Genomic DNA, 23084 nt, shown 5'->3' with positions numbered 1-23084 from the left:
TTCTGAGCGATATGAATGAAATTATACTATATTTTTACGAATAGGTGGTATTCTATTAAGGGAAAAGGGAATATTTAAAATAGGCATTCTATGTATAACAGTACCTATCTTTTTTCTATATAAATTGTTTGTTGTTGTAGATTGGATTGTGATTTGGTAAGGGTGTGAAAGCATGAATGAATGGTTAAATGTTGATAAAGTAATTGAATTGGCAGAGCAATATAAGGCGTTAGGTCCGTTTATTGGATTGTTATTGCCTTTCATAGAGTCGTTTTTGCCATTTCTCCCGTTATTCGTTTTTGTATTTGCGAATGCAGGAGCTTACGGATTATGGTATGGGTTCATATTATCATGGGCGGGAACTGTAGCAGGTTCTTATGCCGTGTTTTTAATTATACGGAAATATGGGCGAAAACGTTTATTGCGTTTTTTGACAAGGCATGCTCGCGTGCAACAATTGATCCACTGGGTGGAAAGGAACGGTTTTGGACCGCTGTTCATATTGATCTGTTTTCCATTTACACCGTCAGCGTTAGTGAACTTAGTAGCGGGCTTATCGAATATGAAGAAGAAAAATTACTTAATGATTCTTATGGCCGGAAAGTTTGTTATGATTTTTACCATTAGTTACATCGGTAACGATTTGAAGGCGCTTTTAACAAAACCAATTCGGACAGGCGTCGTCATCGGGATTATCGTTCTATTATGGCTCATCGGAAAATGGTTTGAGAAACGGATCGATAAGCGGGTTGAAGAGGAATCAAGCACGATGTATAAACAGGACGAATAAATCGGGATATTTATTGGAAAACATGTTGTGCTCTAAGAGAAAAGAAGAATGTCCTTTCATGGGCTTTTGTTGAGTCATCAGTTGGTTGGATGATAAGTTCGAGCAGTGATGTGGAGACATAGAGCGATTGGATGTTAGGTTCGGGCAGTTTATCGGAGGAATCGAAGGATGAAGATGGTTCTATCGGTTAAGTAGGGGGATCGATCGGTTAAGTATTCGGCTGGACCGGTTTTGTCGAAATGGACGCGGGCTGTCGGGAATTTTATTAGAATAGGGCTTCGCGCTGAATGCTTTTGACAAATTAAATGCTTTTCATATTTTGTTTGAGGCAATTATGCGCTTGTAACAGAAGTTGTGCGTTGTTCGCGTTTGTTTATGCGTATCTATGATTGTTTATGAGTATGCTAAATATTTTATGCGTGCAGTAACGGGATTTATGCGCCTGTATTGGGAATTATGCGTTTTTCGGACCTACTTATACTTGGGTTGTAGGTTTATTATCGTATAGAAGATTAGACAAGTAGATATTGGATACAGTGAAAAGGTTTCTGTCTTCTTCATCTTTCGGTACAATGAAAGAAAGGAAGATAGGGATTTTTTTACTTGATTTAGCAAAAAAGCTTACGAATAAATTGCAGAAGAAATGCAATTGTAACGTTCGGTAGATTGTATTCGAGGGAACGGTTCCATGGAGCCGATTTTATAGACTGCAGGAACGGTGTACATTTTCATGCGATAGGGCATGCTTGGAAGGAGTGAGTACAGTGTCTTTACGGTTTGTTACAGGCCGGTCGGGTACTGGCAAGACGACGTTTATTGAACAGGAAATTGCAGAGAATTTACAACATGATCCATTAGGGCCTCCAGTCGTTTTGATCGTTCCAGATCAAATGTCGTTTTCAATGGAGCATAGCTTGTCCGTGAATTTTGGATTGAATGGGTTAATCCGGGCACAGGTGTCGACGTTTAAACGACTTGCATGGCGGGTGTTGCAGGAGACAGGGGGCATTACTCGTAAAGAGGTGGATGGATTCGGTTATCGGATGCTTGTGAGAAGCGTGCTGGAAGAAAACCGCGATGATTTAAAGCTGTTCAAACAAGCTGCCAATAAAAGAGGATTTACAGAGAAAATCGGTGACTTGATGAAGGAGTTTAGCCGATACTGTTTAGATGAAGCTTCTTTGATTGGCTTGCAATCAGATTTGGAAGAGGCGGGAGCACCGCGCACTTTGCAAGATAAGGTGAGTGACCTTTCTTTATTGCAAAGGAAAATTGAAGAGCGGTTAGGTACGTCATATGTTGATTCCGAAGGGCATTTGGCTTTGTTGGCTTCTCAAATAAAATATTCGGAACTTATTGCAGAAGCCGACGTATATATAGATGGTTTTGAAAGTTTTACAGCGAGAGAGTACGAGATTATTACGGAACTGATGAAGCATTGTAAACGATTGACGGTTGTTTTGCCGATGGAATCCGATTTGTCGGGGCATGCGGATCATGAGTTGTTTTTCAACCCGGTACGCACGTCGATGCGTTTGCAGGAAATTGCGCGCTTGGAGTCCGTTGAAGTGGAAGAAAGGATTCATTTCAATGAAACGCTGCGTTTTCGTAATGAAGAGCTTCGTCATTTCGAGCGGGAAATTGAAAATTACCCTGCGCAACCTCGAAAGTATGAAGGGGCAGTCCGTTTAATTGAAGCGACAGACCGTAGGGCAGAAGTGCATGCGGTTGCGCGCAAAATCCGTGAATTAGTTATGTCTGGGAAACGGTTTAAAGAAATCGCCATTCTTTATCGTCAGCCCGACAAATATGATGAGCTCATTGAGACGATTTTCGGACAGTATGATATTCCGGTGTTCATTAGCAGGAAAAAGCCTATGCTTCATCACCCGCTTATTGAATTTTCTCGTTCGGTACTGGAGGCTGTCACAGGTGGCTGGTCATACGAAGCGATATTCCGTGCTGTGAAGACGGATCTGTTTTTCCCGCATGGTGAGGATCGGCTCATTTGGCGAGAGCGAGCAGATCAGTTGGAGAACTACGTATTGGCGAACGGAATATATGGCAATCGTTGGTTCGATGATACGAGATGGCGTGTGAAGAAGTACCGTGGGCTTGAGAAGTTCACGCAAGTGCAGACGGACGAAGAGTTGGCATTTCAGGAAGAGCTGCATCGAATTCGCGATGTCATCCGTGTTCCGCTTGCGGAATTTGACGGGCGGCTGAAACGGGCGAAGCGGGGCCGTGAAGTTGCAGAAGCACTGTTTTTATTTATGGAATCTTTATCAATCTTCGATAAAATTGTAGATTTGCGGACTGCGGAGGAGCAAAGAGGACAACTGTTAAGTGCTACTGAACACGATCAAGCTTGGGATAATTATATTCATGTATTGGATCAGTTTGTGCTCATGTTTGGCGATCAGGAAATCGATCCAATAGATGCCGCCCGAATATTGGATGAAGGATTCGATACGCTGGAATTTACGCGCATTCCCCCTGCGGTAGATCAAGTGACGGTGACGACAATTGAATTGGCCAGCTTCATGGAAATTGACGTCAGTTTTGTGATCGGAGTGAATGACGGTGTGTTGCCGCAGCGTATTGAGCCGGAAGGAATTTTATCTGATGCTGATCGGGAATGGTTCAACAAAAGTGGATTGGAATTGGCACCATCTGCCAAAATGAAACTTATGGACGAGGCGTATATGGCGTATCGGGCATTTACTGCTTCTCGGGAAGAATTGTACATTTCCTATCCGATCGCAGATGAGGAAGGGAAATCGTTATTACCATCATTTTATATCCCTCGAGTCCAACAGTTGCTGTTAGGTATTGAGCTGGAAATGGTTGTGTCGGATCCATCCGAATTACCGGATAACCGAGCGGAATCAGAGTACATTATACATCCTCGGACGGCATTGCCTTATTTGTCAATGAAGCTGAGAGAAGCGGAGCAGGGCGGTGCACTACCTGCCGAGTGGAGAGCGGTTCACTCTTACTATGAAGAGGACCCGTTATGGTCTTCTGTGTTGCAGTACATAACGAAGCCTATAATGGAGCGGAATAAAACTGAGCGGCTGATGCCCAATCTGACGGAAGGCTTGTATGGTTCGTCATTCGTGTCGAGCGTTTCAAGGGTAGAGTCGTATTATAGCTGTCCTTTCCAGCATTACGCGACGTATGGGTTAGGCTTGCGGGAAAGACAGGAATATACGTTAGAGGCACCTTCTATTGGTGATTTGTTCCACGCGGCATTGAAATGGATTTCGGATGAAGTGATCCGAACGGGAAAATCTTGGACGCAACTGACGAAAGCGGAATGCTTTGGTTTGGCAAAAGATGCAATGGAACAGATTGCGCCTGCTTTTTTCAATCGGATACTACTATCAACGAGCCGCTATCATTATATTCGACGAAAATTGACGCACATTTTGCAGCGGACCATTTTTGCTATAAGCAATCAAGCGACTTCAAGTGTATTCAAGCCGGTTGCAATTGAAGCGTCATTTGGACCTAATGAGCCTTTGCCTTCATTGGATATCCCGCTGCGCCGTGGGAAGGAAATGCGTTTAAGCGGCAGAATTGATAGAGTGGATGCTACGGAAATCGATGGCAAAAAGTATGTGCGAATTGTCGATTATAAATCTTCTGCGAAGGCATTGGATTTGTCGGATGTTTATTACGGAATTTCGTTGCAAATGCTCACTTATTTGGATGTAGCTGTTGAAAATGCGGAGCAATGGATCGGCTTTAAGGCAGATCCTGCTGGTGTTCTTTATTTGCATATCCATAATCCGATGATCCGCACTGAAATGGAACTGACTGAGGAATTAATTGAAAAAGAACTGTTGAAATCATATAAAATGCGTGGTTATTTGTTGGACAATCAAGACGTAGTTATGGGTATGGACGCAAATATCGGCAAAACTTCCACAATCGTGCCTGCTGCGTTGAAGACGGACGGATCATTTACTAAAGCGTCTAAAGTATTGTCTACGGACGATTTGCAAGTCGTTCGGAAGTTTGTAAGACATCGCCATCGGCAGGCGGGAGATGGGATGCTTGCAGGAGATGCCCGCGTGCTTCCATATAAATTGAAAGACCGGATGCCATGCGAGTTCTGTTCGTATCGTTCCGTTTGCCAGTTCGACCCGTCGGACCCGGCGCAAACGTACAGACAATATGAATCGTTAAATCCGGAAGAGTCACTTGCAAAAATGAGGAAGGATGTGTTGGATGATGGACATTCCGATTAAGCCCGCAGACGTGACGTTTACGGACGCGCAGTGGAAAGCGATTTGGGCGAGCGGAAAGGACATCCTTGTTTCTGCAGCAGCCGGGTCGGGCAAGACGAAAGTGTTGATCACCCGGATGATTGAGAAAGTGTTGAATGAAAAAAATCCAATTGACGTCGACGAGCTGTTAGTCGTTACGTTTACAAATGCTGCGGCTGCCGAAATGCGCCATAGAATGGCGGAAGCTTTGGAAGAGGCGATTGCGACCAATCCGGAATCGGTCCATTTGAGAAGGCAATTGAGCTTATTGAATAAAGCACAAATTTCTACGCTTCATTCTTTCTGTTTAAACGTCGTTAGGCAATACGCTTATTTGATCGATATCGATCCGGGCTTCCGCATCGCGGATACGACGGAGGCCGCTTTGCTGCGTGATGATGTCATCGGTGAAGTGTTAGAAGAGGCATATGACGCACCAGATCCAGAGGCGATGTACAGACTTGCGGACAGCTTCACATCAGATCGAAATGACCAGTCGATCGAAACCCTCATCGACCGGCTATACGATTATTCAAGAGTTCATCCATCACCTGAAAAATGGCTGAGGATGATTCCGGAAGAGTATAACATTGCTGAAGATGCCGAAATAGAAGATTTGGCATTTATCGGTCCGTTGAAGACAGCCATTCGCCATTCTTTGGAAGAAGCAATTGCATTGTCAAAGGATATGCAGAGAATCGCAATGATGCCGGAAGGTCCAGAGCCTTTAATTGCAACTGCGGAAGCCGACTTGCTTTGGTTAAATGAAGCGCGCCGCCGGATTATGGAAGGTACATGGGAAGAGACATACACCTTCTTTCATTCATTAACGTGGGTAAAAGCGGGAACAATCCGGAAAAACAGCTGTGATGAAGATTTGGCGAAACGTGCTAAAAATTTGCGTGATACGGTGAAGAAGCTTGTAAATGCATTGAAAGAATCGTATTTCACGAGAACGCCGAAACGTTTATTGGATGAAATTCGATTGATGGCCCCTGCAATGGAAACGTTAATTGAATTAGTGATCGATTTTGGTAAGCGGTATGAGCAAGTGAAAACCGATCGTGGGCTCATCGATTTTTCCGATTTGGAGCATTTCGCCCTTCGAATATTATCTAAAGAGCAGGATGGGAAGCTATTGCCGTCAGACGTTGCACTCGATTATTTGAATCGTTTTGCGGAAGTGCTTGTCGATGAATACCAAGATACGAATTTGCTGCAGGAAGCAATTATTCAATTGGTGAAACGGGGCGGAGAAGCTGACGGGAATTTGTTCATGGTAGGGGATGTAAAGCAATCGATCTATCGTTTCCGATTAGCAGAACCGGGATTGTTTTTAGGGAAATACAATCGTTTTACAACAGAAGGTTCAAACGGTCTGAAAATCGACTTGAATGCAAATTTCCGAAGCCGTAAAGAAGTGTTGGATGCGACGAATTTCGTTTTTTCTCAAGTAATGGGCGAGCGGGTCGGAGAAATTGATTATGATGAAGCGGCGGCTTTGAAATACGGTGCGCGTTATCCTGAAAAAGAAGTTGCTGCCGGGCTGACATTGTTGTATGAGCCTGATGAGGAAGAGTTCGTCGAAGAAGCGGATGAATTAACAGGGCAAAGTTTGAAAAGCTCACAAGCGGAAGCAAGATATATGATTCGTAAAATTAAGGAATGGATGGCTTCTGGCGCAGAGGTGACGGATGCATTTACTGAACGTAAAAGGCCTTTGGAATATAGGGACATCGTCATTTTAATGCGCTCGATGACATGGTCTGGGGAGATTGCCGAAGAGTTTAAGTTAGCGGGCATTCCGATTTATGCAGAAGTATCCAAAGGCTATTTTGAAGCTATTGAAGTAATGATTATGTTGAACACTTTGCGTGTTATCGATAATCCTTACCAAGATATTCCGCTTGCCTCCGTCTTGCGCGCGCCGTTTGTCGGTATGACGGAAAATGAGTTGGCGCAAATCCGTTTAGCCGATAAAAACAAATCCTTTTACGAAGCGTTAAAAGCGTTCATGGCAAAGGGAGGATCGGGCGTAGCTCCCGAAACGCAAAGGAAGTTGCAAAGGTTTTTCATCATGTTTGAAGACTGGCGCAATTTATCAAGAAGAGGATCGTTGGCTGACTTAATTTGGCAAGTGTACACGGATACGCATTATTATGAAATGGTAGGTGCGATGCCGAATGGCAAGCAGCGACAAGCGAATTTGCGTGCGTTGCATGATCGGGCGATTGACTATGAGAAGACGTCTTTCCGGGGGCTGTTCCGGTTTTTGCGTTTCATCGATCGGATGCAAAAGCGCGGCGATGATTTAGGGGCAGCGAGATTTGTCAGTGAAACAGAAGATGTCGTTCGTATGATGACGATCCATTCATCGAAAGGTTTGGAGTTCCCTTACGTTTTCATTGCGGGAGCCGGCAGACAGTTCAATAAGATGGATTTTAATGAACCGTATTTATTTGACCAGCATTTCGGTTTAGCAGTGAAAGCGATCGATCCGGAATTGCGGGTCACCTACACATCCCTTCCTTTTTTAGCAATGAAAGAGAAAAAGGAATTGGAAATGCGTTCAGAAGAAATGCGAATTTTGTACGTTGCAATGACGAGGGCAAAAGAGCATCTTGAGTTGGTTGCGACTGTTAAGGACATTGAGAAGACGATCGGCAAATGGCAAGATGCCCAGCTGTTAGAGCCGGATGAAATGCTGCCAGAGTATACACGCTCCAAAGCGAACGGCTATTTGGACTGGATCGGTCCAGCAGTTGCACGGCATAGGGATTTCATGAAGTTCGGCATGATGGACGGCGGCAAAGTAATCGATGATCCTTCGACATGGTCATTAGCGGCTTATCCTATTACGCATTTCATGGCAGATACAAATATAGTTGAGGATGCGGAGCAGGAAGTACATTCATCCGTAGATGATTTGTTGAATGAACCTGTTGACGAGCAATGGGCGGCTGAAGTGAAAAAGCGGTTTGATTTCGTTTATCCACATATGGCTTCCGTGGCGAAACGATCGAAGCAAACCGTTAGCGAATTAAAGCGGCTTTCTTTATTGAATGATGAACCTGATTTCGACGATTGGTTCACAACGAAAGATGATGAAGTGAGTTCGCCTTATTTGCATGATCGTCCGGCATTCATGCAGCAACGTACATTATCAGCTGCAGAGATTGGGACGGCGATGCATACGGTTATGCAACATATTGATTTGAAGCATATACCGAATGTTCGGGAAGTGGAGTCTTTTGTTTCTGACCTTGAAATACGGCAGCTGCTCACTGCTGAGGAAGCGAATGCGGTAAGGTCAAATTCGATTGTGCAATTTTTCCATACGCCGATCTTCTCTAGACTGCAGAAATCAGAACATGTGCTTAGAGAGGCGCCGTTTACGTATGCGTATGATGGAGATAACGGTGATCATCAAATTTTGCAAGGGATCGCTGATTGTCTGTTCAAGGAGAAAGATGGATGGGTATTGCTTGATTATAAAACAGACCATATACGGGGGCGTTTCAAGTCGGAAGACGAATTGCAGCAGGAGATGCAACGAAGGTACGGCGTTCAAATGAGCCTTTATAAGAAGGCGATAGAGGCAATTACCCGAATCCACATTAAAGAGATGGTGCTCTATTTGTTTGACGGAGAAAAGACTGTGCATGTTCAGGAGGAATCGATTTGACTTTATTACCGACAACAACGAAGGAGCGTATTGAGTCGTTGGATATGCTGAGGGGCTTTGCACTCCTTGGCATCTTCATCGCGAATATGCTTACCTTCCATACACCTTATTTTTATATTGATCCGCATTCTTGGTTTACGATACCGAGCGATGTTGAATTGTATAAATGGATCAATGTATTTGTGGAAGCAAGTTTTTATCCGATTTTCGCGATGCTGTTCGGCTATGGACTGAATATGCAATATGAAAAAGCAAAACGGAATGGAAAGCCGTTTGCACCAATTATGGCAAAGCGACTTGCGATATTAATGGGATTTGGTCTCATCCATGCGATTTTCGTATGGTCTGGCGATATTTTGTTTACGTATGCTGTGATGGGTTTCATCATGATTGCTGCCATTCGCATACCCAAAAAATGGCTGTTGCCAATCGCTTTCATCATTTATTTAATTCCAACGGCCCTCCTCATTGTAGGGGTTTTGCTCATTGAAAAGGTGAGTCCAGGGGAATTGATGGATGGCTATGTTGATATACAGCAAATTGAATTGGCCATTTCGGCTTATGCACACGGAACATACGGTGAGGCACTCATCTTCCGGACGTTCGAATGGTTAATGTTTGGTTTAACGAGTGCGGTCATGGGTGTCTTTATGATTTTGCCACTCATTATGATTGGGGCTTGGTTTTCGAAAGCGAAATTATTTGAACGAGCTGGAGAATGGAAAGCAAGGATTTCAATCGTGACGGTTATTGCTTTAATCGCAGGTTTCTTCATTAAATATATCCCTTATATGACGGATACGACACAATCCAATCAATTATTGCAACAGCTCATCGGTGGACCAATATTGGCGATCGGCTATGGGGGAATGATTATATTGCTTTGCCAGCTGACTTTTTTCCGGACAGTTTTCCGACCGGTCGCAAAAGCTGGAAGAATGTCATTGACAACGTATTTGACCCAGTCAATCGTTGCTACGATCATTTTCTATGGCTACGGTTTTGGTCTTTACGGAAAAGTAGATTTGGAAACTGGCATGATGATTGCTATAGGCATTTTTGTTCTGCAAGTCATTTTCGCTGAATTGTGGCTCATGAAATTCAAGATGGGACCATTCGAATGGATTTGGAGAAAAGGAACGTATGGGAAAAACGTTATGAAAAAAGAAGGATAAGAGACAGTTTTGTAGAATGAAGAGACGAAGCAAAGCTTTCAGTCTGCTATTTTCATTGTTAGCAGTAGAGTGTGACAACCGAAGTAAGCACATACAAATGAGGAAGGATGAGCTTGTCAATGAAACTTTTGTCGTTCAAGTACAAAGGAAAAACACGTTTCGGCCCTAAAGTGAAGAAAGAAGAAGCAGTTTGGGACGTACTATTAATTGCCGAAACATTTGGAGAGAAGGATTTTCCATCTACAATCGTTGAAGGAATCGCATCGGGAATGGAGTTTGTTGAAAAGGTGCGGAAATTGGCGGAACAGGCGAGGGCAAGTGAAAATCCTGAACAATTCAAGTATGCGTTCAAAGATATCGAATGGCTTGCGCCAATCCCGAGAACGCCGAAAAACATCCTTTGTGTTGGAAAGAATTATGCGGACCATGCGGCGGAGATGGGGTCAGATGCACCACCTGAAAAATTGATGATTTTTACGAAATCGCCAACTGCGATTGCTGCGGATGGGCAGGAGCTGCCGATACATTCTGAGGTGACAGAAAATCTTGATTATGAAGGAGAGCTTGCAGTCGTTATCGGTAAAAAAGGAAGCAAAATTCCGAAGCAACTTTCTTATGATCACGTATTTGGCTATACGATCGCTAATGATGTAACCGCTCGGGATGTCCAATACGCTCATAAGCAATTCTTCTTAGGAAAGAGCTTGGACGGTTCTTGTCCGATGGGGCCATACATTGTAACAAAAGATGAAATACCTGATGCTCATCAGTTGTCCGTCGTGACGAAAGTAAACGATGAAGTCCGTCAAAATGGCCATACTTCCGATATGATTTTCAAAATAGATGAATTGATTGCTGAGGTCTCAAAATATGTTACTTTGGAGCCTGGCGATGTTATTATGACAGGTACGCCAGCAGGTGTAGGAAAAGGCATGAATCCTCCTGTTTTTTTGAAAAAAGGCGACACTGTGAAGATTTCGATCGAGGGGATTGGCACACTAGTCAATCGCTTCGTCTAAGACCATATTTCTATTAAGAGAACCAATTTCTATGGTAGGATGTAGAGGAAACAATAATAGATGAGGTGAACAGTTTGGGCTTTTTATCTGACACGACCCATTTCCATATATTTACATGGGTTGTCGGTATTATCGTATTTTTAGTTGCAGCTGTAATGGCGAACGGTTCGAAAGGAAAAAAAATTACCCATATGATCGCACGTTTGTTTTATGTGCTCATTCTATTTTCGGGGATTCTCCTTTTCATAAAAGGCATGGATTATGGTAGAGGCGCTGAATACGGCATTAAATTCCTATTAGGTCTGTTGACGATTGGAATGATGGAGATGGTATTAGTACGATCTCAAAAAGGCAAAAGCGTCGGGGTGCTTTGGATCCTATTCTTTGTCTTCCTATTTGCAACAATGTTTTTCGGTTTTAAACTACCGATGGGATTTGAATTTTTCTAAGAAATACATCTGAGTCAGTCTAAAGAGAGGATGATGAAAATGGCAATTGGCATAGGAGCAATCTTGTTAAGTATTTTGATCGCATTGATGGCTGTTTTTGCAGTTGCAGTGTTTCTCATTTACCGAAAATCTCGTGTGCGAGAAGATGAATGGACAGACTGATGGTAAACAAAAGGCCGGATGGAAAGTGGAAACCCACTGACGATCCGGTTTTTTCTTGCTTTTGTTCTTCTTTATTTCACAAATTCGACCTATTTCGTTGTAGGAAACTATATTTTTATTTCAAAGAATGGCGGGGGCTGTTGTCGTTTGATAAAATGGCAAGAGATAGCTTGTTGAGGAGGCTTTTTTTGTGAAAGGAAGAAGACTGATTGGCGTAGCCGCCGCCGTATTGTTGCTTTTCCAAATTGTTATGCCTGCGACTTCGCTCGCAAAAGGCGAAAGTACAATTGAAGATGAGAGCATTTACGATTTATTGGTGGACCGCTTTAATAATGGAGATGGAAAAAATGATATCGATGTAGATGCACAAGATCCTTTCGCTTTCAATGGCGGAGATTTTGCGGGCATTGCTTCGAGGCTGCAACATATAATTGATATGGGCTTCACACTGATTTCAATTGGCCCAGTTTTCGAAACGGAAACGTATGATGGTGGAAAGCCGCTTTCTTACACGAAGCTGGAACCTCATTTCGGAACGGAAGATGAATTGAAAGCTTTGCTAAAAGAAGTGCATAACAAGAAATTAAAGCTTGTTGCGGACTTTCCTTTAGGCAAAGTAAGTGCAAATCATGAATGGGTAAAAGAGGATAAAATTCCTTCGTTGCCTGCTGAAAATGGCACAGTGAATTGGGATGTAAGCGACAGTACAACTGTCGAAGCATTGACGGAGGCGGTTGTCGAATTTGCTACTTCATATGATCTGGATGGAATTCGACTAACAAAAATTGACGCTTTTTCTGATGAAAATCTGAATTCAATGATATCGGCAATCCGTAACGTAAAGCCGGACATGTATATTTTGACGGACGAAGAAAGCGAAGCCAATTTTGATGCTTCGCCAAATACAACGGTTATGGATGCGCTCCGTCAAACATTTGCAACATCTGATCCAGATTCATCCGTAATGGATGTTTTCGATGAAAGCAATTCAAATGGTATCATTCAGTTTGATGATTTGGCTGGATCCCGACTAACATATGAAATGGTAGAGGCGAGAATGTTTCCTCCTACTCGCTGGAAAGTCGCTGCGACTGCATTATTTACATTGCCTGGCATTCCTCTTGTACCATATGGAACTGAAATTGCAGTAAACGGAAAGGAAGCACCAGAAAGCCACCCGTTCTTCAACTTCAAAACGGATATGGAACTTGCAGAGTTAATAGGCAACTTGAATCTTTTACGCAATCAATCCGAAACATTGCGCAATGGCGACTTTGAGATGCTGCATAATAAAGGTGGATTTTTAGTATATAAACGTTCATCAAAGGATGAGACTTGGATTATCGCGATCAACAATACGACTAAAACGGCGAGTGTCGAAATTCCCGTTTCTAAAATTGGCGATAATAAAAAGCTTCGCGGTTTATTGGATAGCGATTTAATTCGTGAATCAGATGATGATGTTTTCCGAATCGTTTTAGACCGAGAAATGGCAGAAGTATATATTGCTGACGAAGATAAAGGATATAATACGCCTTACTTGATCGCATCCATCTTAGTGTACATTATCTTTTTAGGATTCTTGTTCACTGCCATTAAAAAAGGACGAGCCCGCAGAAAACAAGAAAATTCTATAGAGAAAAAATAAACGAAGGGGCTGTTCAGAAAGTCGGTAAAAAACTGACTTTCTGTAACACCCCTATTTCTGTTGATGAAATGCGGTGTATCCTTGAAACGTTGCTCATTCCATCAAACTATAAATATACAAAAAAATCGTCCAATCTTGTAAAATGGAAGTGACTAAATCCCATTCTAGAAAAGACGACTTTTATGTGCAATCCGAAGATTACTAAGAATGATTATAGCAGAACTGCCATTGGGAATAGAGGAAATGGAAGTAAGTATTTCCAAGCGACACAGACACATCAAGCCCTCATTTAAACCCTATAATACCAACGATGCACCTTCATGCGGATAAAAGAGGATCACATGAAAAACGGTCAACTGAAACCTGCTTACAATGTACAGATGGGAATGGAAAACCAATTCATCCTTTTTTACACAATCACCCTACGTCCCACAGACACCCGCTGTTTCATCCCTCACTTGTAAAAGTTGGAAAAGTCCTCTCTACCAATGCCTAAACGAGTAATTGCGGATGTAGAGTATGGCAGCGAAAAAAATTATCTGTATGCGGTCGGTGAAGACAAGGAGCCACGTTTTGAATTTTTGATTCCATACGGTACATATATCAAAGAACAGACTCGCAAACCACAATCTACTGAAAGTGGCTGGCATCCGTGAGCTACATTCAATAGTAAATGAGAATAATACGAGAACAGGTGGAGAAAAACGAAGCGTTTTTCCCCACCTGTTCTATTTCATAGACTTATTGGACAGCCTCTTCGATTATGATTCCTTCGTTTTATTCAAAAAGAACATGGCAATTGTACCAGGACCCGCATGGGCACCGATTGCCGAACCGATCATTTGAACATTAACCGCTTTCGGATGAAATCTTTCCTCTACGAGTGCTTTCATTTCCAGAGCGGTTGCTTCATCATCACCGTGGCTTATGCCAATCATTTGCTCGGACAGATTAACGCCGCGATCTTCCATTACATCTAATAATCTTTTTAATACTTTTTTGCGTCCCCGATGTTTTTCGATGGGAACTAATTTACCGTTTTCAACATGTAGCAGCGGTTTAATATTTAATAACCCGCCGATGAACGCGCTCGCTTTGGAAACTCGTCCACCTTTAGCTAAGTAATCAAGATCCTCAACTGTGAATAGATGCTCCATATGCGCAGCCATATATCTTATTTTCCGTTCAATTGTCCGAACGTCATCACCTGCGTCACGTAATCTTACAGCTTCTTCGACTAATAGACCATAGCCCAAAGAAGCACACCGCGAATCAATGATGACAAGATTCATATTCGGATTCACTTCTTTTACTTGATCTTTCATCATAACTGCCGTGTTATACGTTCCAGACAGTTCTGATGAAAAAGCGATGTAAATGCCGTCATCGCCTGATTCGGCCAACTCTTTCCAAGTAGCATGAAGCAGTTCAGGTGAAGCTTGAGAAGTTTTTGGATGGCTCCCATTGCGGATTGCTGCGTATACTTCTTTGGAATCAATTTCGACAACATCTTCATATTCTTTGCCGTCAATCAAGACCCGAAGCGGAAGCAATGTTACATCGTTATTGTCATAAAATGATTTTGGTAAATCTGCGCCACTATCGGCAAAAATTCTCATACATACCCCTCACATTCTTTTCTATATTATTTTAAAAGCAAACGCTCTTCCAACACTTTTGCGATTCCATCTTCATTATTTGTTAAGGTTACTTCATCTGCAATGGATTTCAACCGGTCGATGCCATTGCCCATTGCTACACCGACACCAGCATAATCAATCATTTCAAGGTCGTTGTCTTCGTCTCCGAAAGCGATGATCCGCTCTTTCGGGATACCAAGCCATTTGGATACATGGGATATGCCAACTGCTTTGTTTAATCCATGTCGAACAATTTCAATCACATCCCAAGGAGCCCCCCAGCGTCGATGGTCGATTGCTTCTGCATGGATTTCTGCCAAGTGCTTGCGGATCGGGTCGACTGTTTGAGCGTCAGCTTGGATGAGCAAACTCGTTGGGTCCACTTTCAAGGAGTTCCTTAAATCTCCTTTGCTAATAACGGGATCCCCGAAATTGAAAATATCCAATAACTGTTCATCGTGATATTGCATATACACGTCATCCATCACTTCGGCTACGATGTTGTGCGGTCGAAACTCGCGCATTGCCTCAACAACGTCTAACACTATAGGAAGTGCGATCGTTTCATGAATTGTTTGCCAAGAACGATCAGTAGGATGATGAACAAACGCTCCATTGAAATTGACGATTGGCGTTTCAAGCCCTAATTGACGGTAGTACATGGCACTAGCTCGGTATGGCCTGCCTGTTGCAATCATCACTTGATGCCCATGATCTTTCGCCTTCTTCAATGTATGTTCAGTTTTTTTTGAAATGACTTTTTCATCGGTTAGCAATGTTCCATCCAAATCAAGGACGATTAAATGCGGTTTCATATGAATGCCCTCCTCTATAGCTGCCCCTCTTAAAAGAGAGCATAATAATAACGTTTCAAATAAAAAAACCTCTCCAACTAACTAAGATGTAATTGATACTATCTTATCTTTTGAAGAGGGGGTAAGTCAAAAAATTCCGCCATGCGGCCATTCTCTTTGTTTTTTCAATAAAACTTTGTTACGCTCATAAAAAAGAAACAGAAGGTGTTTGCATGACGGTCATTGTAAAAGAAGAGAATTGGAGCAACATTCCATTATTGCATATTGTGGAGGAAAATCTTGAAAATAGCAACCTTCCGACAGCCATTTTCCTACACGGTTTTACAAGTGCAAAGGAACATAATTTACATTACGCATATAATATCGCGAAACAAGGAGTGAGAGTACTTCTTCCGGATGCACATCTCCATGGCGTTCGAGATGAAAATTTGGATGAAGTCCAACTGAGCCTCCGATTTTGGGAAATCGTATTGACGTCGATTGAGGAAATGAAAACTCTCCATCAGGAACTATCTGCCAGAGGTACGAATAAAATTACAGTTGGAGGTACATCGATGGGGGGCATTACGACATTAGGTTGCTTAACGGTCTATCCTTGGATCGATGCGGCTGCTGTCATGATGGGTTCACCAGGCTTCGTTGAACTCGCAAAAGCGCAAATGTCGCAATTTGAACGACGCGGATTCAAATTGCCGATCACGGATGAAGAACGGAAGTCTTTATTGGATACATTGTCTATATTTGATTTGACGAAGCATCGATCAGCGTTGAATCACAGACCAGTCCTTTTCTATCACGGAGAACAAGATTCGGTCGTTCCTTATGAGCCAACGTTCAATTTTTACAATGCCGTAAAAGAGGATTATGCTGACGATGTAGAGCGATTTCAATTTATCTCTGAACCATCTGCTGGACATACAGTATCAAGATCTGCAATGCTGCGAGCATCCGATTGGCTGGCAAGTTATTTGAAGGAGTAGGCAGAACTTTGCTATGATGAAGATAATAATGGACGGAAAGGGGAATATCAATGAATGATGATATGAAAGGCAGCATCATGGGTGCACTTGAAAATGTGATCGATCCTGAGCTTGGCATCGATATTGTCAATTTAGGGCTTGTATACAATGTGGACTTAGACGATGAAGGCACTGCAAAGGTGGACATGACACTAACCTCTATGGGATGTCCGATGGGTCCGCAAATCGTCATGAATATTAAGCAAGAACTATCTGAGCTTCCTGAGGTGAAAGACGTAGATGTCAATATCGTCTGGAATCCGCCTTGGTCACGCGACAAAATGTCCCGCTATGCAAAAATGGCGTTAGGCGTACGATAATCCATCTTGTCTTGTGAGATTAAAATAGATTATTGCTATCAGTAAATGCGGCTCAAGTCGTTTTCAATCACTCGCGTTCTGTTTCTTCTGTCCCATAGCGACAAAGATTCAAGCGATAGAATGCGTGGCGTATTTTTTTGCGATATTCCATTAAGCGGCATTTATTTCAAGCATAGCTTCTATGGAACAAGTTCTATTTATGAAGAAGTTATATGATGGGGAGAAAAGGCTGTTTGACGTTTGTCATTCAGCTTTTTTTGATAAACAAATCGCACTGAAAGGGGAATACAGCATGGAGTTTAAAACTGCAGATTTATGTGATGAATATGCCAAGGAATTATCATTTTGCACAGCACCATTCCATTCATTCGGAAAACGAAAACGTTTTTCAGGTCCAATCGTTACTGTAAGAGCATTTGAGGACAATGTTTTGGTAAAAGAAGCACTTCAATCTTTAAAAGAAGGAGACGTATTAGTCGTAGACGGTGGAGGGTCGATGAGATGTGCAATGTTGGGGGACAAGTTAGGGAGCATTGCGACAGAACGTAAAGCGGCAGGAATCATTATTAATGGTTGCGTTAGAGATTCCGCAGACTTATCAGAAATGGATATCGGCATTTTGGCGTTAGGCACGAATCCTTTTAAAAGCAATAAGGAAGGCAAGGGAGAGCGAGGCGTGTCTTTGTTTTTCGGGGATATCGATTGGGTCGAAGGCCATTATGTTTATGCAGATGAAGATGGTATCGTTGTCGCGAATCGCCAGTTATTGCATTCATAAATATGTTTTATTGATTATCGTGCGGGTAGGAGAATAGAGCAAGCAAAAAAATGTACAGTAACGCTATTTCTCCTTATAATTTAATTAATCAAAGATAGTCAAAGTCAAACAATGAGGTGAATGCAGATGAGAATGGACGGCGTGCAAGAAGACCAACGTACACCGCTTGAACAATTTGGGCGAAACCTTGTAGAAGATGTAAAAAGCGGCAAAATGGATCCTGTTATCGGCAGGGATGAAGAAATTCGTAATGTTGTGCGGATTTTATCGAGAAAGACGAAAAATAATCCTGTATTAATTGGCGAGCCGGGAGTCGGGAAAACGGCAATCGTGGAAGGACTTGCGCAACGGATTGTAAAAGGCGATGTGCCGGACGGGTTGAAAAACAAGCAAATATTTGAATTGGATATGAGTGCTTTAATTGCCGGGGCAAAGTTTCGTGGTGAGTTTGAAGAGCGTCTGAAGGGCGTACTGAAGCAAGTGAAAGATAGTGAAGGGGAAATTATACTTTTCATTGATGAAATCCATACGATTGTCGGTGCTGGCAAAACGGAAGGAGCAATGGATGCGGGCAATATGCTGAAGCCGATGCTTGCGCGAGGAGAATTGTATTGCATCGGTGCAACGACTTTGGATGAATATCGCTTATATATTGAAAAAGATCCAGCATTGGAAAGACGTTTCCAGCAAGTATTTGTGCGGGAGCCTTCTGTAGAGGATACGATATCCATTTTACGAGGGCTGAAAGAACGGTTCGAGCTGCATCATGGTGTCCGAATCCACGATCGAGCAATCGTGGCGGCCGCTACATTGTCAGACCGTTATTTAACAGAGCGTTTCATGCCGGATAAAGCGATTGATTTAATTGACGAAGCGAGCGCAATGATCCGCACGGAAATTGATTCTATGCCGCAAGAGCTTGATTCTGTCACTCGCAGAATGATGCAACTTGAAATTGAGGAACAAGCATTGCAAAAGGAGAAGGATGCAATAAGCCAAACCCGTTTGGAAGCGTTGCGTGAAGAATTACGTGATTTGAAAGATTCATCTGCTGACATGAGAGAGCAGTGGAATAAAGAAAAGGAAGCATTGCGAAAAATCCAAGAGAAGCGTGAAGAACTGGACCGTTATCGCCGTGAATTGGAGGATGCACAAAACCGGTTTGATCTAAATAAAGCTGCCGAACTCCAATATGGCAAAATTCCAGAATTAGAAAAGGAACTCCAAGCTTTGGAAGTGCCACTTGCAAACAGCCAAGAGCAAAGACTTTTGAGAGAAGAAGTAACAGAAGATGAAATTGCTATGATTGTGGCGCGCTGGACAGGAATCCCAGTGACAAAATTGGTAGAAGGAGAGCGAGAAAAGCTACTGCGCCTTCGTGAAACGCTTGAGGAAAGGGTTATCGGCCAAGATGATGCAGTCCAGTTAGTAACAGAGGCGGTATGGCGTGCTCGCGCAGGCATTAAAGATCCAAATAAACCGATCGGTTCTTTCTTGTTTTTAGGGCCAACAGGTGTCGGTAAAACAGAGCTCGCAAAAACATTGGCCGCCACACTTTTCGATTCGGAAGATCATTTCATCCGAATTGATATGTCCGAGTATATGGAAAAACATAGTGTTTCCCGTTTAGTAGGTGCACCTCCGGGATATATCGGCTATGAAGAAGGCGGACAATTGACAGAAGCGGTAAGGCGCAATCCATATTCAGTCGTTTTGTTAGATGAAATCGAAAAGGCACACCCTGATGTCTCCAATATTTTGCTTCAAATTTTGGATGATGGACGAATTACTGATAGCCAAGGAAGATTAGTTCATTTTACGAATACAGTTGTTATCATGACTTCCAATATCGGTTCAGCCTTCTTGTTGGAAGGCCAGTTCGATTCGGAAGACCATGCGACAGAAGACCTTGTCATGGCTGAACTGCGTCGACATTTCAAACCGGAGCTGTTGAACCGGATGGATGACATTATTATCTTCCATTCATTGTCGGGAGACACCTTCCGATTAATCGCTAAAAAGCTATTGGAAGACTTAGTCAAACGTTTGCAGGAGCAAGAAGTAGAGCTGATTTATAGCGATGCTGTACTGGATTGGATTGTTAAAGAAGGAACTGATCCTGATTTCGGCGCACGGCCTTTGAAACGGTTCATTCAGCGACATGTAGAAACAGCAGTTGCTAAAGAAGTGATTAAAGGTGAATTGAAGGAAGGACAGAAGCTTTCTTTGACGATGATAGATGGAAAGTTGGATGTGGAAATTGTATAAGATGAAGAAAGACACCTGTCAATCGTTGTGGCAGGTGTTTTTTCGTATGTGCTTTTTGATGTAGCGCCAGTATAACTGATTCAAATAGAGCCAGTAAAATCGAGCAACGCGCCAGAAAAACGAAGTGGTGCCAGAGCCCACACGATTGGCGCCAGTAAAATCTATCTATTACACGTCTGAACCCGCATGATCAGTACCTATCGGATGGAAAAATAAAAAACCGTTCTGTGAAAGGAACGGTTTCATTTCTTAATGATCTGCTACTTCCTCGTTCCCAATAACCGCAGTTACCATTAAGACAAGAATTGATAAAACAATTGAAGCGATGATGCCGCCTGTGAAGTCAAATACTTCGATACTGGCAATTGAACCAGCTACATAATTCAACATCGTCACTAAAATGAAAGACCAAAAGAAAGTTATAATATATTTCATCGATATCACCTCGACTTAACAATTTCCTCATTCATCATACCATAGCTTGTACATTCAATAAACAAAAGAATCGGCAAAACTTTTTTTCTTTGGCAAATTAGTGTCATCATATTGAAAAATACTCAATAATCTTTTATAATTAACACCAGGTAATAGGAATAGATAATAAGGAACGGGGTATGAGAAAATGAATGCAGGTCTTCTTGGGATTGGTAAATTTGTTCCTTCCCATGTCGTGACAAACAGCGATTTGGAAAAAAGGATGGATACATCGGATGAATGGATCCGAACAAGAACAGGCATAGAGGAAAGAAGAATTGCTGACAGCGAGACGGATACGTCTGATATGGCGTACGAAGCAGCTTTAAGCGCTATTCAAAATTCTGGGATTGATCCACAGACAATTGGTTTAATAATCGTTGCTACGGTTACGCCTGATCGTCCATTCCCGTCGGTTTCTGCGATGATACAAGACCGCTTAGGGATAAAAAATGCTGCAGCGATGGATATTTCAGCAGCTTGTTCTGGATTCATGTACGGTGTCGTTACAGCGAAGCATTTTATTGAAGCGGGCACGTATGAAAATGTTTTAGTAGTCGGTGTTGAGAAATTATCTAAAATTATGGATTGGGAAGATCGGAATACGGCCGTTTTATTTGGCGATGGAGCTGGCGCTGCAGTTGTTGGTAAAGTGAGCGAGGGACGCGGCATACTATCATTTGAGTTAGGTGCAGATGGCAGCGGTGGAAAACATCTTTATCAAGATTCGCATATTCAAATGAATGGCCGGGAAGTTTTTAAATTTGCTGTGCGCCAAATGGGCGAATCAGCTGTGGCAGTAACAAAGAAAGCGGGCTTGACGACAGAAGATGTCGATTATTTAATCCCACACCAAGCAAATATCCGAATTATGGAAGCATCGCGTGAACGGTTAGGATTGCCGATTGAGAAAATGTCTAAGACTGTTCATAAATATGGTAATACATCTGCAGCCTCAATACCGATTTCGTTGTACGATGATTTAGCTGAAGGTAAATTGAAGGATGATGATATTATCGTATTGGTAGGCTTCGGCGGAGGATTGACTTGGGGAGCCCTATGTATAAAGTGGGGAAGATAACTTTTTCTTCATAGGACTACTGAATAAGTAGCTGATGAATGTACCTTGCCGTTTGGGGTATCACTTTATTAGCGTATGAACGGATCGATATTATACAATAGGTAATAATTTGATCGCAAAAGAGAAGGGGAGTATTCAAGATGGAAAAACGTCGTGTCGTTGTAACAGGGATTGGAGCGGTTTCTCCAGTCGGAAATTCTGCTGAAGCGTCATGGGAAGCAGTGTTAAATGGACAATCTGGAATCGGTCCTTTAACGCGCTTAGATGCAGATCAATTTCCTGTGAAAGTTGCGGCTGAAGTAAAGGATTTCAATATTGAGGAATATATACCTCGTAAAGATGCACGGAAGATGGACCGGTTTACGCATTATGCAATGGCAGCTTCCATTATGGCTATGAAGGATGCAGAATTGGAGTTGGATGAAGAAACGGCATTGCGCACTGGTGTTTGGATCGGTTCGGGGATCGGTGGAATGGAGACACATGAGCAACAGTTTAAAACATTCCTTGAAAAAGGTTATCGACGTGTCAGCCCGTTCTTCGTGCCGATGATGATTCCTGACATGGCTTCGGGGCAAGTATCCATTCATTTCGGGGCAAAAGGCATTAACTCTTGTACAGTGACAGCTTGTGCATCTGGAACGAACTCGATCGGCGACGCATTTGAGGTCATTAAACGTGGCGATGCGGATGTAATGATTACAGGAGGCACGGAAGCACCGATCACTACAATGGCAGTTGCTGGTTTCTGTTCAAATACTGCTCTGTCATTGAATCCTGATCCTAAAAAAGCTTCGCGTCCATTCGATAAAGACCGGGATGGTTTTGTAATCGGAGAAGGTGCAGGTATTCTAATTCTTGAAGAATACGAGCATGCGAAGAAACGCGGTGCGAAAATCTATGCTGAATTGATTGGCTATGGTTCTACGGGTGACGCCCACCATATTACTGCACCTGCTCCTGAAGGGGAAGGTGCGGCACGTGCAATGCAGCAAGCAATCGATGAAGCAGGCATAACACCTGACAAAATCGATTATATAAATGCGCACGGAACGAGCACACCTTACAATGATTTATTTGAAACAATTGCAGCCAAAACAGTATTCGGCGAACACGCCTACAAACTATCAATGAGTTCAACAAAATCGATGACTGGCCACTTATTAGGTGCAGCTGGCGGCTTGGAAGCAATCTTCACAGTGAAAGCATTGCAGGAAGGCATGTTGCCACCAACTATGAATTATGAAACTGCCGATCCGGAATGCGATCTTGACTACGTAGTCAATGAAGCAAGAAAAGCAGATATCAAATATGCGATGAGCAATTCCTTAGGATTTGGCGGACACAACGCTTCACTTGTTTTTAAAAAAATAGATTGAAATAAAGGGGCTGTCCAGAAAGTCAGTGAAAACTGATTTTCTGTGATAGTCCCTTTCTGGTTGGAGAATAAATGGGGAACCCCTGACAACCGTCGCTTTCCGTTCCAG

The 23084-nt window shown here is 42.7% G+C and carries 18 protein-coding genes; 15 read left to right on the top strand and 3 right to left on the bottom strand.

Going from position 1 to position 23084, the window contains the following annotated elements; translation table 11 throughout:
* Positions 1-172: 172 nt before the first annotated feature.
* The 9 genes from ACFQ38_RS16560 to ACFQ38_RS16520 all read left to right on the top strand — a co-directional run bounded on the left by ACFQ38_RS16560 (position 173) and on the right by ACFQ38_RS16520 (position 13858).
* Entirely contained in the window at positions 173-790 is a 618-nt protein-coding gene (locus tag ACFQ38_RS16560; protein ID WP_336822068.1) for a TVP38/TMEM64 family protein, read from the top strand.
* Between the two features lie 764 nt (positions 791-1554).
* Positions 1555-5046 (top strand): helicase-exonuclease AddAB subunit AddB, encoded by a 3492-nt coding sequence (gene addB / locus ACFQ38_RS16555; RefSeq protein WP_381482337.1) that lies wholly within the window; start codon positions 1555-1557, stop codon positions 5044-5046.
* Positions 5030-8749, top strand: a complete 3720-nt coding sequence (gene addA, locus ACFQ38_RS16550) for a helicase-exonuclease AddAB subunit AddA (RefSeq protein WP_381482335.1) — start codon at positions 5030-5032, stop codon at positions 8747-8749. Before addB ends, addA begins: the two co-directional genes overlap by 17 nt.
* Positions 8746-9924, top strand: a complete 1179-nt coding sequence (locus ACFQ38_RS16545; protein WP_336822072.1) for a DUF418 domain-containing protein — start codon at positions 8746-8748, stop codon at positions 9922-9924. The genes addA and ACFQ38_RS16545 overlap by 4 nt, the downstream gene beginning before the upstream one ends.
* Positions 9925-10043: 119 nt before the next feature.
* Positions 10044-10943, top strand: a complete 900-nt coding sequence (locus tag ACFQ38_RS16540) for a fumarylacetoacetate hydrolase family protein (RefSeq protein WP_381482373.1) — start codon at positions 10044-10046, stop codon at positions 10941-10943.
* A gap of 74 nt (positions 10944-11017) precedes the next feature.
* On the top strand, positions 11018-11392 hold the full coding sequence (locus tag ACFQ38_RS16535) for a YisL family protein (protein ID WP_336822073.1): 375 nt from the start codon (positions 11018-11020) through the stop codon (positions 11390-11392).
* A gap of 39 nt (positions 11393-11431) precedes the next feature.
* Positions 11432-11554 (top strand): hypothetical protein, encoded by a 123-nt coding sequence (locus ACFQ38_RS16530; protein WP_336822074.1) that lies wholly within the window; start codon positions 11432-11434, stop codon positions 11552-11554.
* Positions 11555-11744: 190 nt separating this feature from the next.
* Entirely contained in the window at positions 11745-13202 is a 1458-nt protein-coding gene (locus ACFQ38_RS16525) for an alpha-amylase family glycosyl hydrolase (RefSeq protein WP_381482332.1), read from the top strand.
* 488 nt (positions 13203-13690) lie between these two features.
* Complete coding sequence (locus tag ACFQ38_RS16520; RefSeq protein ID WP_381482330.1) at positions 13691-13858, top strand: hypothetical protein; 168 nt, start codon at positions 13691-13693, stop codon at positions 13856-13858.
* Positions 13859-13963: 105 nt separating this feature from the next.
* On the opposite strand, the gene ACFQ38_RS16515 is transcribed toward ACFQ38_RS16520, so the two are convergent.
* Both ACFQ38_RS16515 and ACFQ38_RS16510 read right to left on the bottom strand, forming a co-directional pair.
* Positions 13964-14821 carry a DegV family protein gene (locus ACFQ38_RS16515; protein WP_336822076.1) on the bottom strand — a complete coding sequence of 286 codons (858 nt, stop codon included), beginning with the start codon at positions 14819-14821 and terminating at the stop codon, positions 13964-13966.
* Positions 14822-14847: 26 nt separating this feature from the next.
* Positions 14848-15657 (bottom strand): Cof-type HAD-IIB family hydrolase, encoded by an 810-nt coding sequence (locus tag ACFQ38_RS16510; protein ID WP_336822077.1) that lies wholly within the window; start codon positions 15655-15657, stop codon positions 14848-14850.
* Positions 15658-15869: 212 nt separating this feature from the next.
* Between ACFQ38_RS16510 and ACFQ38_RS16505 the strand changes: the two genes are divergently transcribed.
* The 4 genes from ACFQ38_RS16505 (at position 15870) to ACFQ38_RS16490 (ending at position 20042) form a co-directional block, all read left to right on the top strand.
* Positions 15870-16637 (top strand): prolyl oligopeptidase family serine peptidase, encoded by a 768-nt coding sequence (locus ACFQ38_RS16505; protein ID WP_381482327.1) that lies wholly within the window; start codon positions 15870-15872, stop codon positions 16635-16637.
* A 50-nt stretch (positions 16638-16687) separates the two neighbouring features.
* Positions 16688-16996 carry a metal-sulfur cluster assembly factor gene (locus ACFQ38_RS16500; protein WP_381482325.1) on the top strand — a complete coding sequence of 103 codons (309 nt, stop codon included), beginning with the start codon at positions 16688-16690 and terminating at the stop codon, positions 16994-16996.
* Between the two features lie 292 nt (positions 16997-17288).
* Positions 17289-17774, top strand: coding sequence for a ribonuclease E activity regulator RraA (rraA, locus tag ACFQ38_RS16495; RefSeq protein WP_336822080.1), 486 nt, complete (start codon positions 17289-17291; stop codon positions 17772-17774).
* A gap of 120 nt (positions 17775-17894) precedes the next feature.
* The gene (locus ACFQ38_RS16490; protein WP_381482322.1) at positions 17895-20042 is read left to right on the top strand and encodes an ATP-dependent Clp protease ATP-binding subunit; all 2148 of its coding nucleotides are present in this window, start codon (positions 17895-17897) and stop codon (positions 20040-20042) included.
* A 249-nt stretch (positions 20043-20291) separates the two neighbouring features.
* Here ACFQ38_RS16490 and ACFQ38_RS16485 read toward each other — a convergent pair whose 3' ends face one another.
* Positions 20292-20477: a DUF2929 family protein gene (locus tag ACFQ38_RS16485; RefSeq protein ID WP_336822082.1), complete on the bottom strand. Its 186-nt coding sequence runs from the start codon at positions 20475-20477 to the stop codon at positions 20292-20294.
* A 187-nt stretch (positions 20478-20664) separates the two neighbouring features.
* On the opposite strand from ACFQ38_RS16485, the gene ACFQ38_RS16480 reads away from it, so the two are divergent.
* Together ACFQ38_RS16480 and fabF are read left to right on the top strand one after the other, a co-directional pair.
* Complete coding sequence (locus ACFQ38_RS16480) at positions 20665-21597, top strand: beta-ketoacyl-ACP synthase III (protein ID WP_336822083.1); 933 nt, start codon at positions 20665-20667, stop codon at positions 21595-21597.
* 140 nt (positions 21598-21737) lie between these two features.
* Positions 21738-22976 (top strand): beta-ketoacyl-ACP synthase II, encoded by a 1239-nt coding sequence (gene fabF, locus ACFQ38_RS16475; protein ID WP_336822084.1) that lies wholly within the window; start codon positions 21738-21740, stop codon positions 22974-22976.
* Positions 22977-23084: the final 108 nt, after the last annotated feature.

Source organism: Sporosarcina contaminans, from assembly GCF_042679045.1.
Taxonomy (GTDB): Bacteria; Bacillota; Bacilli; order Bacillales_A; family Planococcaceae; genus Sporosarcina; species Sporosarcina contaminans.
This window is presented reverse-complemented; position numbering and strand designations above follow the sequence as displayed.

Bases quoted from the DNA above. Each gene is read 5' to 3' on its own strand.
- ACFQ38_RS16510 (WP_336822077.1), bottom strand. From the start codon at position 15,657: ATGAAACCGCATTTAATCGTCCTTGATTTGGATGGAACATTGCTAACC.
- ACFQ38_RS16530 (WP_336822074.1), top strand. From the start codon at position 11,432: ATGGCAATTGGCATAGGAGCAATCTTGTTAAGTATTTTGATCGCATTG.
- addA (WP_381482335.1), top strand. From the start codon at position 5,030: ATGGACATTCCGATTAAGCCCGCAGACGTGACGTTTACGGACGCGCAG.
- ACFQ38_RS16505 (WP_381482327.1), top strand. From the start codon at position 15,870: ATGACGGTCATTGTAAAAGAAGAGAATTGGAGCAACATTCCATTATTG.
- rraA (WP_336822080.1), top strand. From the start codon at position 17,289: ATGGAGTTTAAAACTGCAGATTTATGTGATGAATATGCCAAGGAATTA.
- fabF (WP_336822084.1), top strand. From the start codon at position 21,738: ATGGAAAAACGTCGTGTCGTTGTAACAGGGATTGGAGCGGTTTCTCCA.
- ACFQ38_RS16540 (WP_381482373.1), top strand. From the start codon at position 10,044: ATGAAACTTTTGTCGTTCAAGTACAAAGGAAAAACACGTTTCGGCCCT.
- ACFQ38_RS16485 (WP_336822082.1), bottom strand. From the start codon at position 20,477: ATGAAATATATTATAACTTTCTTTTGGTCTTTCATTTTAGTGACGATG.
- ACFQ38_RS16500 (WP_381482325.1), top strand. From the start codon at position 16,688: ATGAATGATGATATGAAAGGCAGCATCATGGGTGCACTTGAAAATGTG.
- ACFQ38_RS16520 (WP_381482330.1), top strand. From the start codon at position 13,691: ATGCCTAAACGAGTAATTGCGGATGTAGAGTATGGCAGCGAAAAAAAT.
- ACFQ38_RS16560 (WP_336822068.1), top strand. From the start codon at position 173: ATGAATGAATGGTTAAATGTTGATAAAGTAATTGAATTGGCAGAGCAA.
- ACFQ38_RS16490 (WP_381482322.1), top strand. From the start codon at position 17,895: ATGCAGATGAGAATGGACGGCGTGCAAGAAGACCAACGTACACCGCTT.
- ACFQ38_RS16515 (WP_336822076.1), bottom strand. From the start codon at position 14,821: ATGAGAATTTTTGCCGATAGTGGCGCAGATTTACCAAAATCATTTTAT.
- ACFQ38_RS16480 (WP_336822083.1), top strand. From the start codon at position 20,665: ATGAATGCAGGTCTTCTTGGGATTGGTAAATTTGTTCCTTCCCATGTC.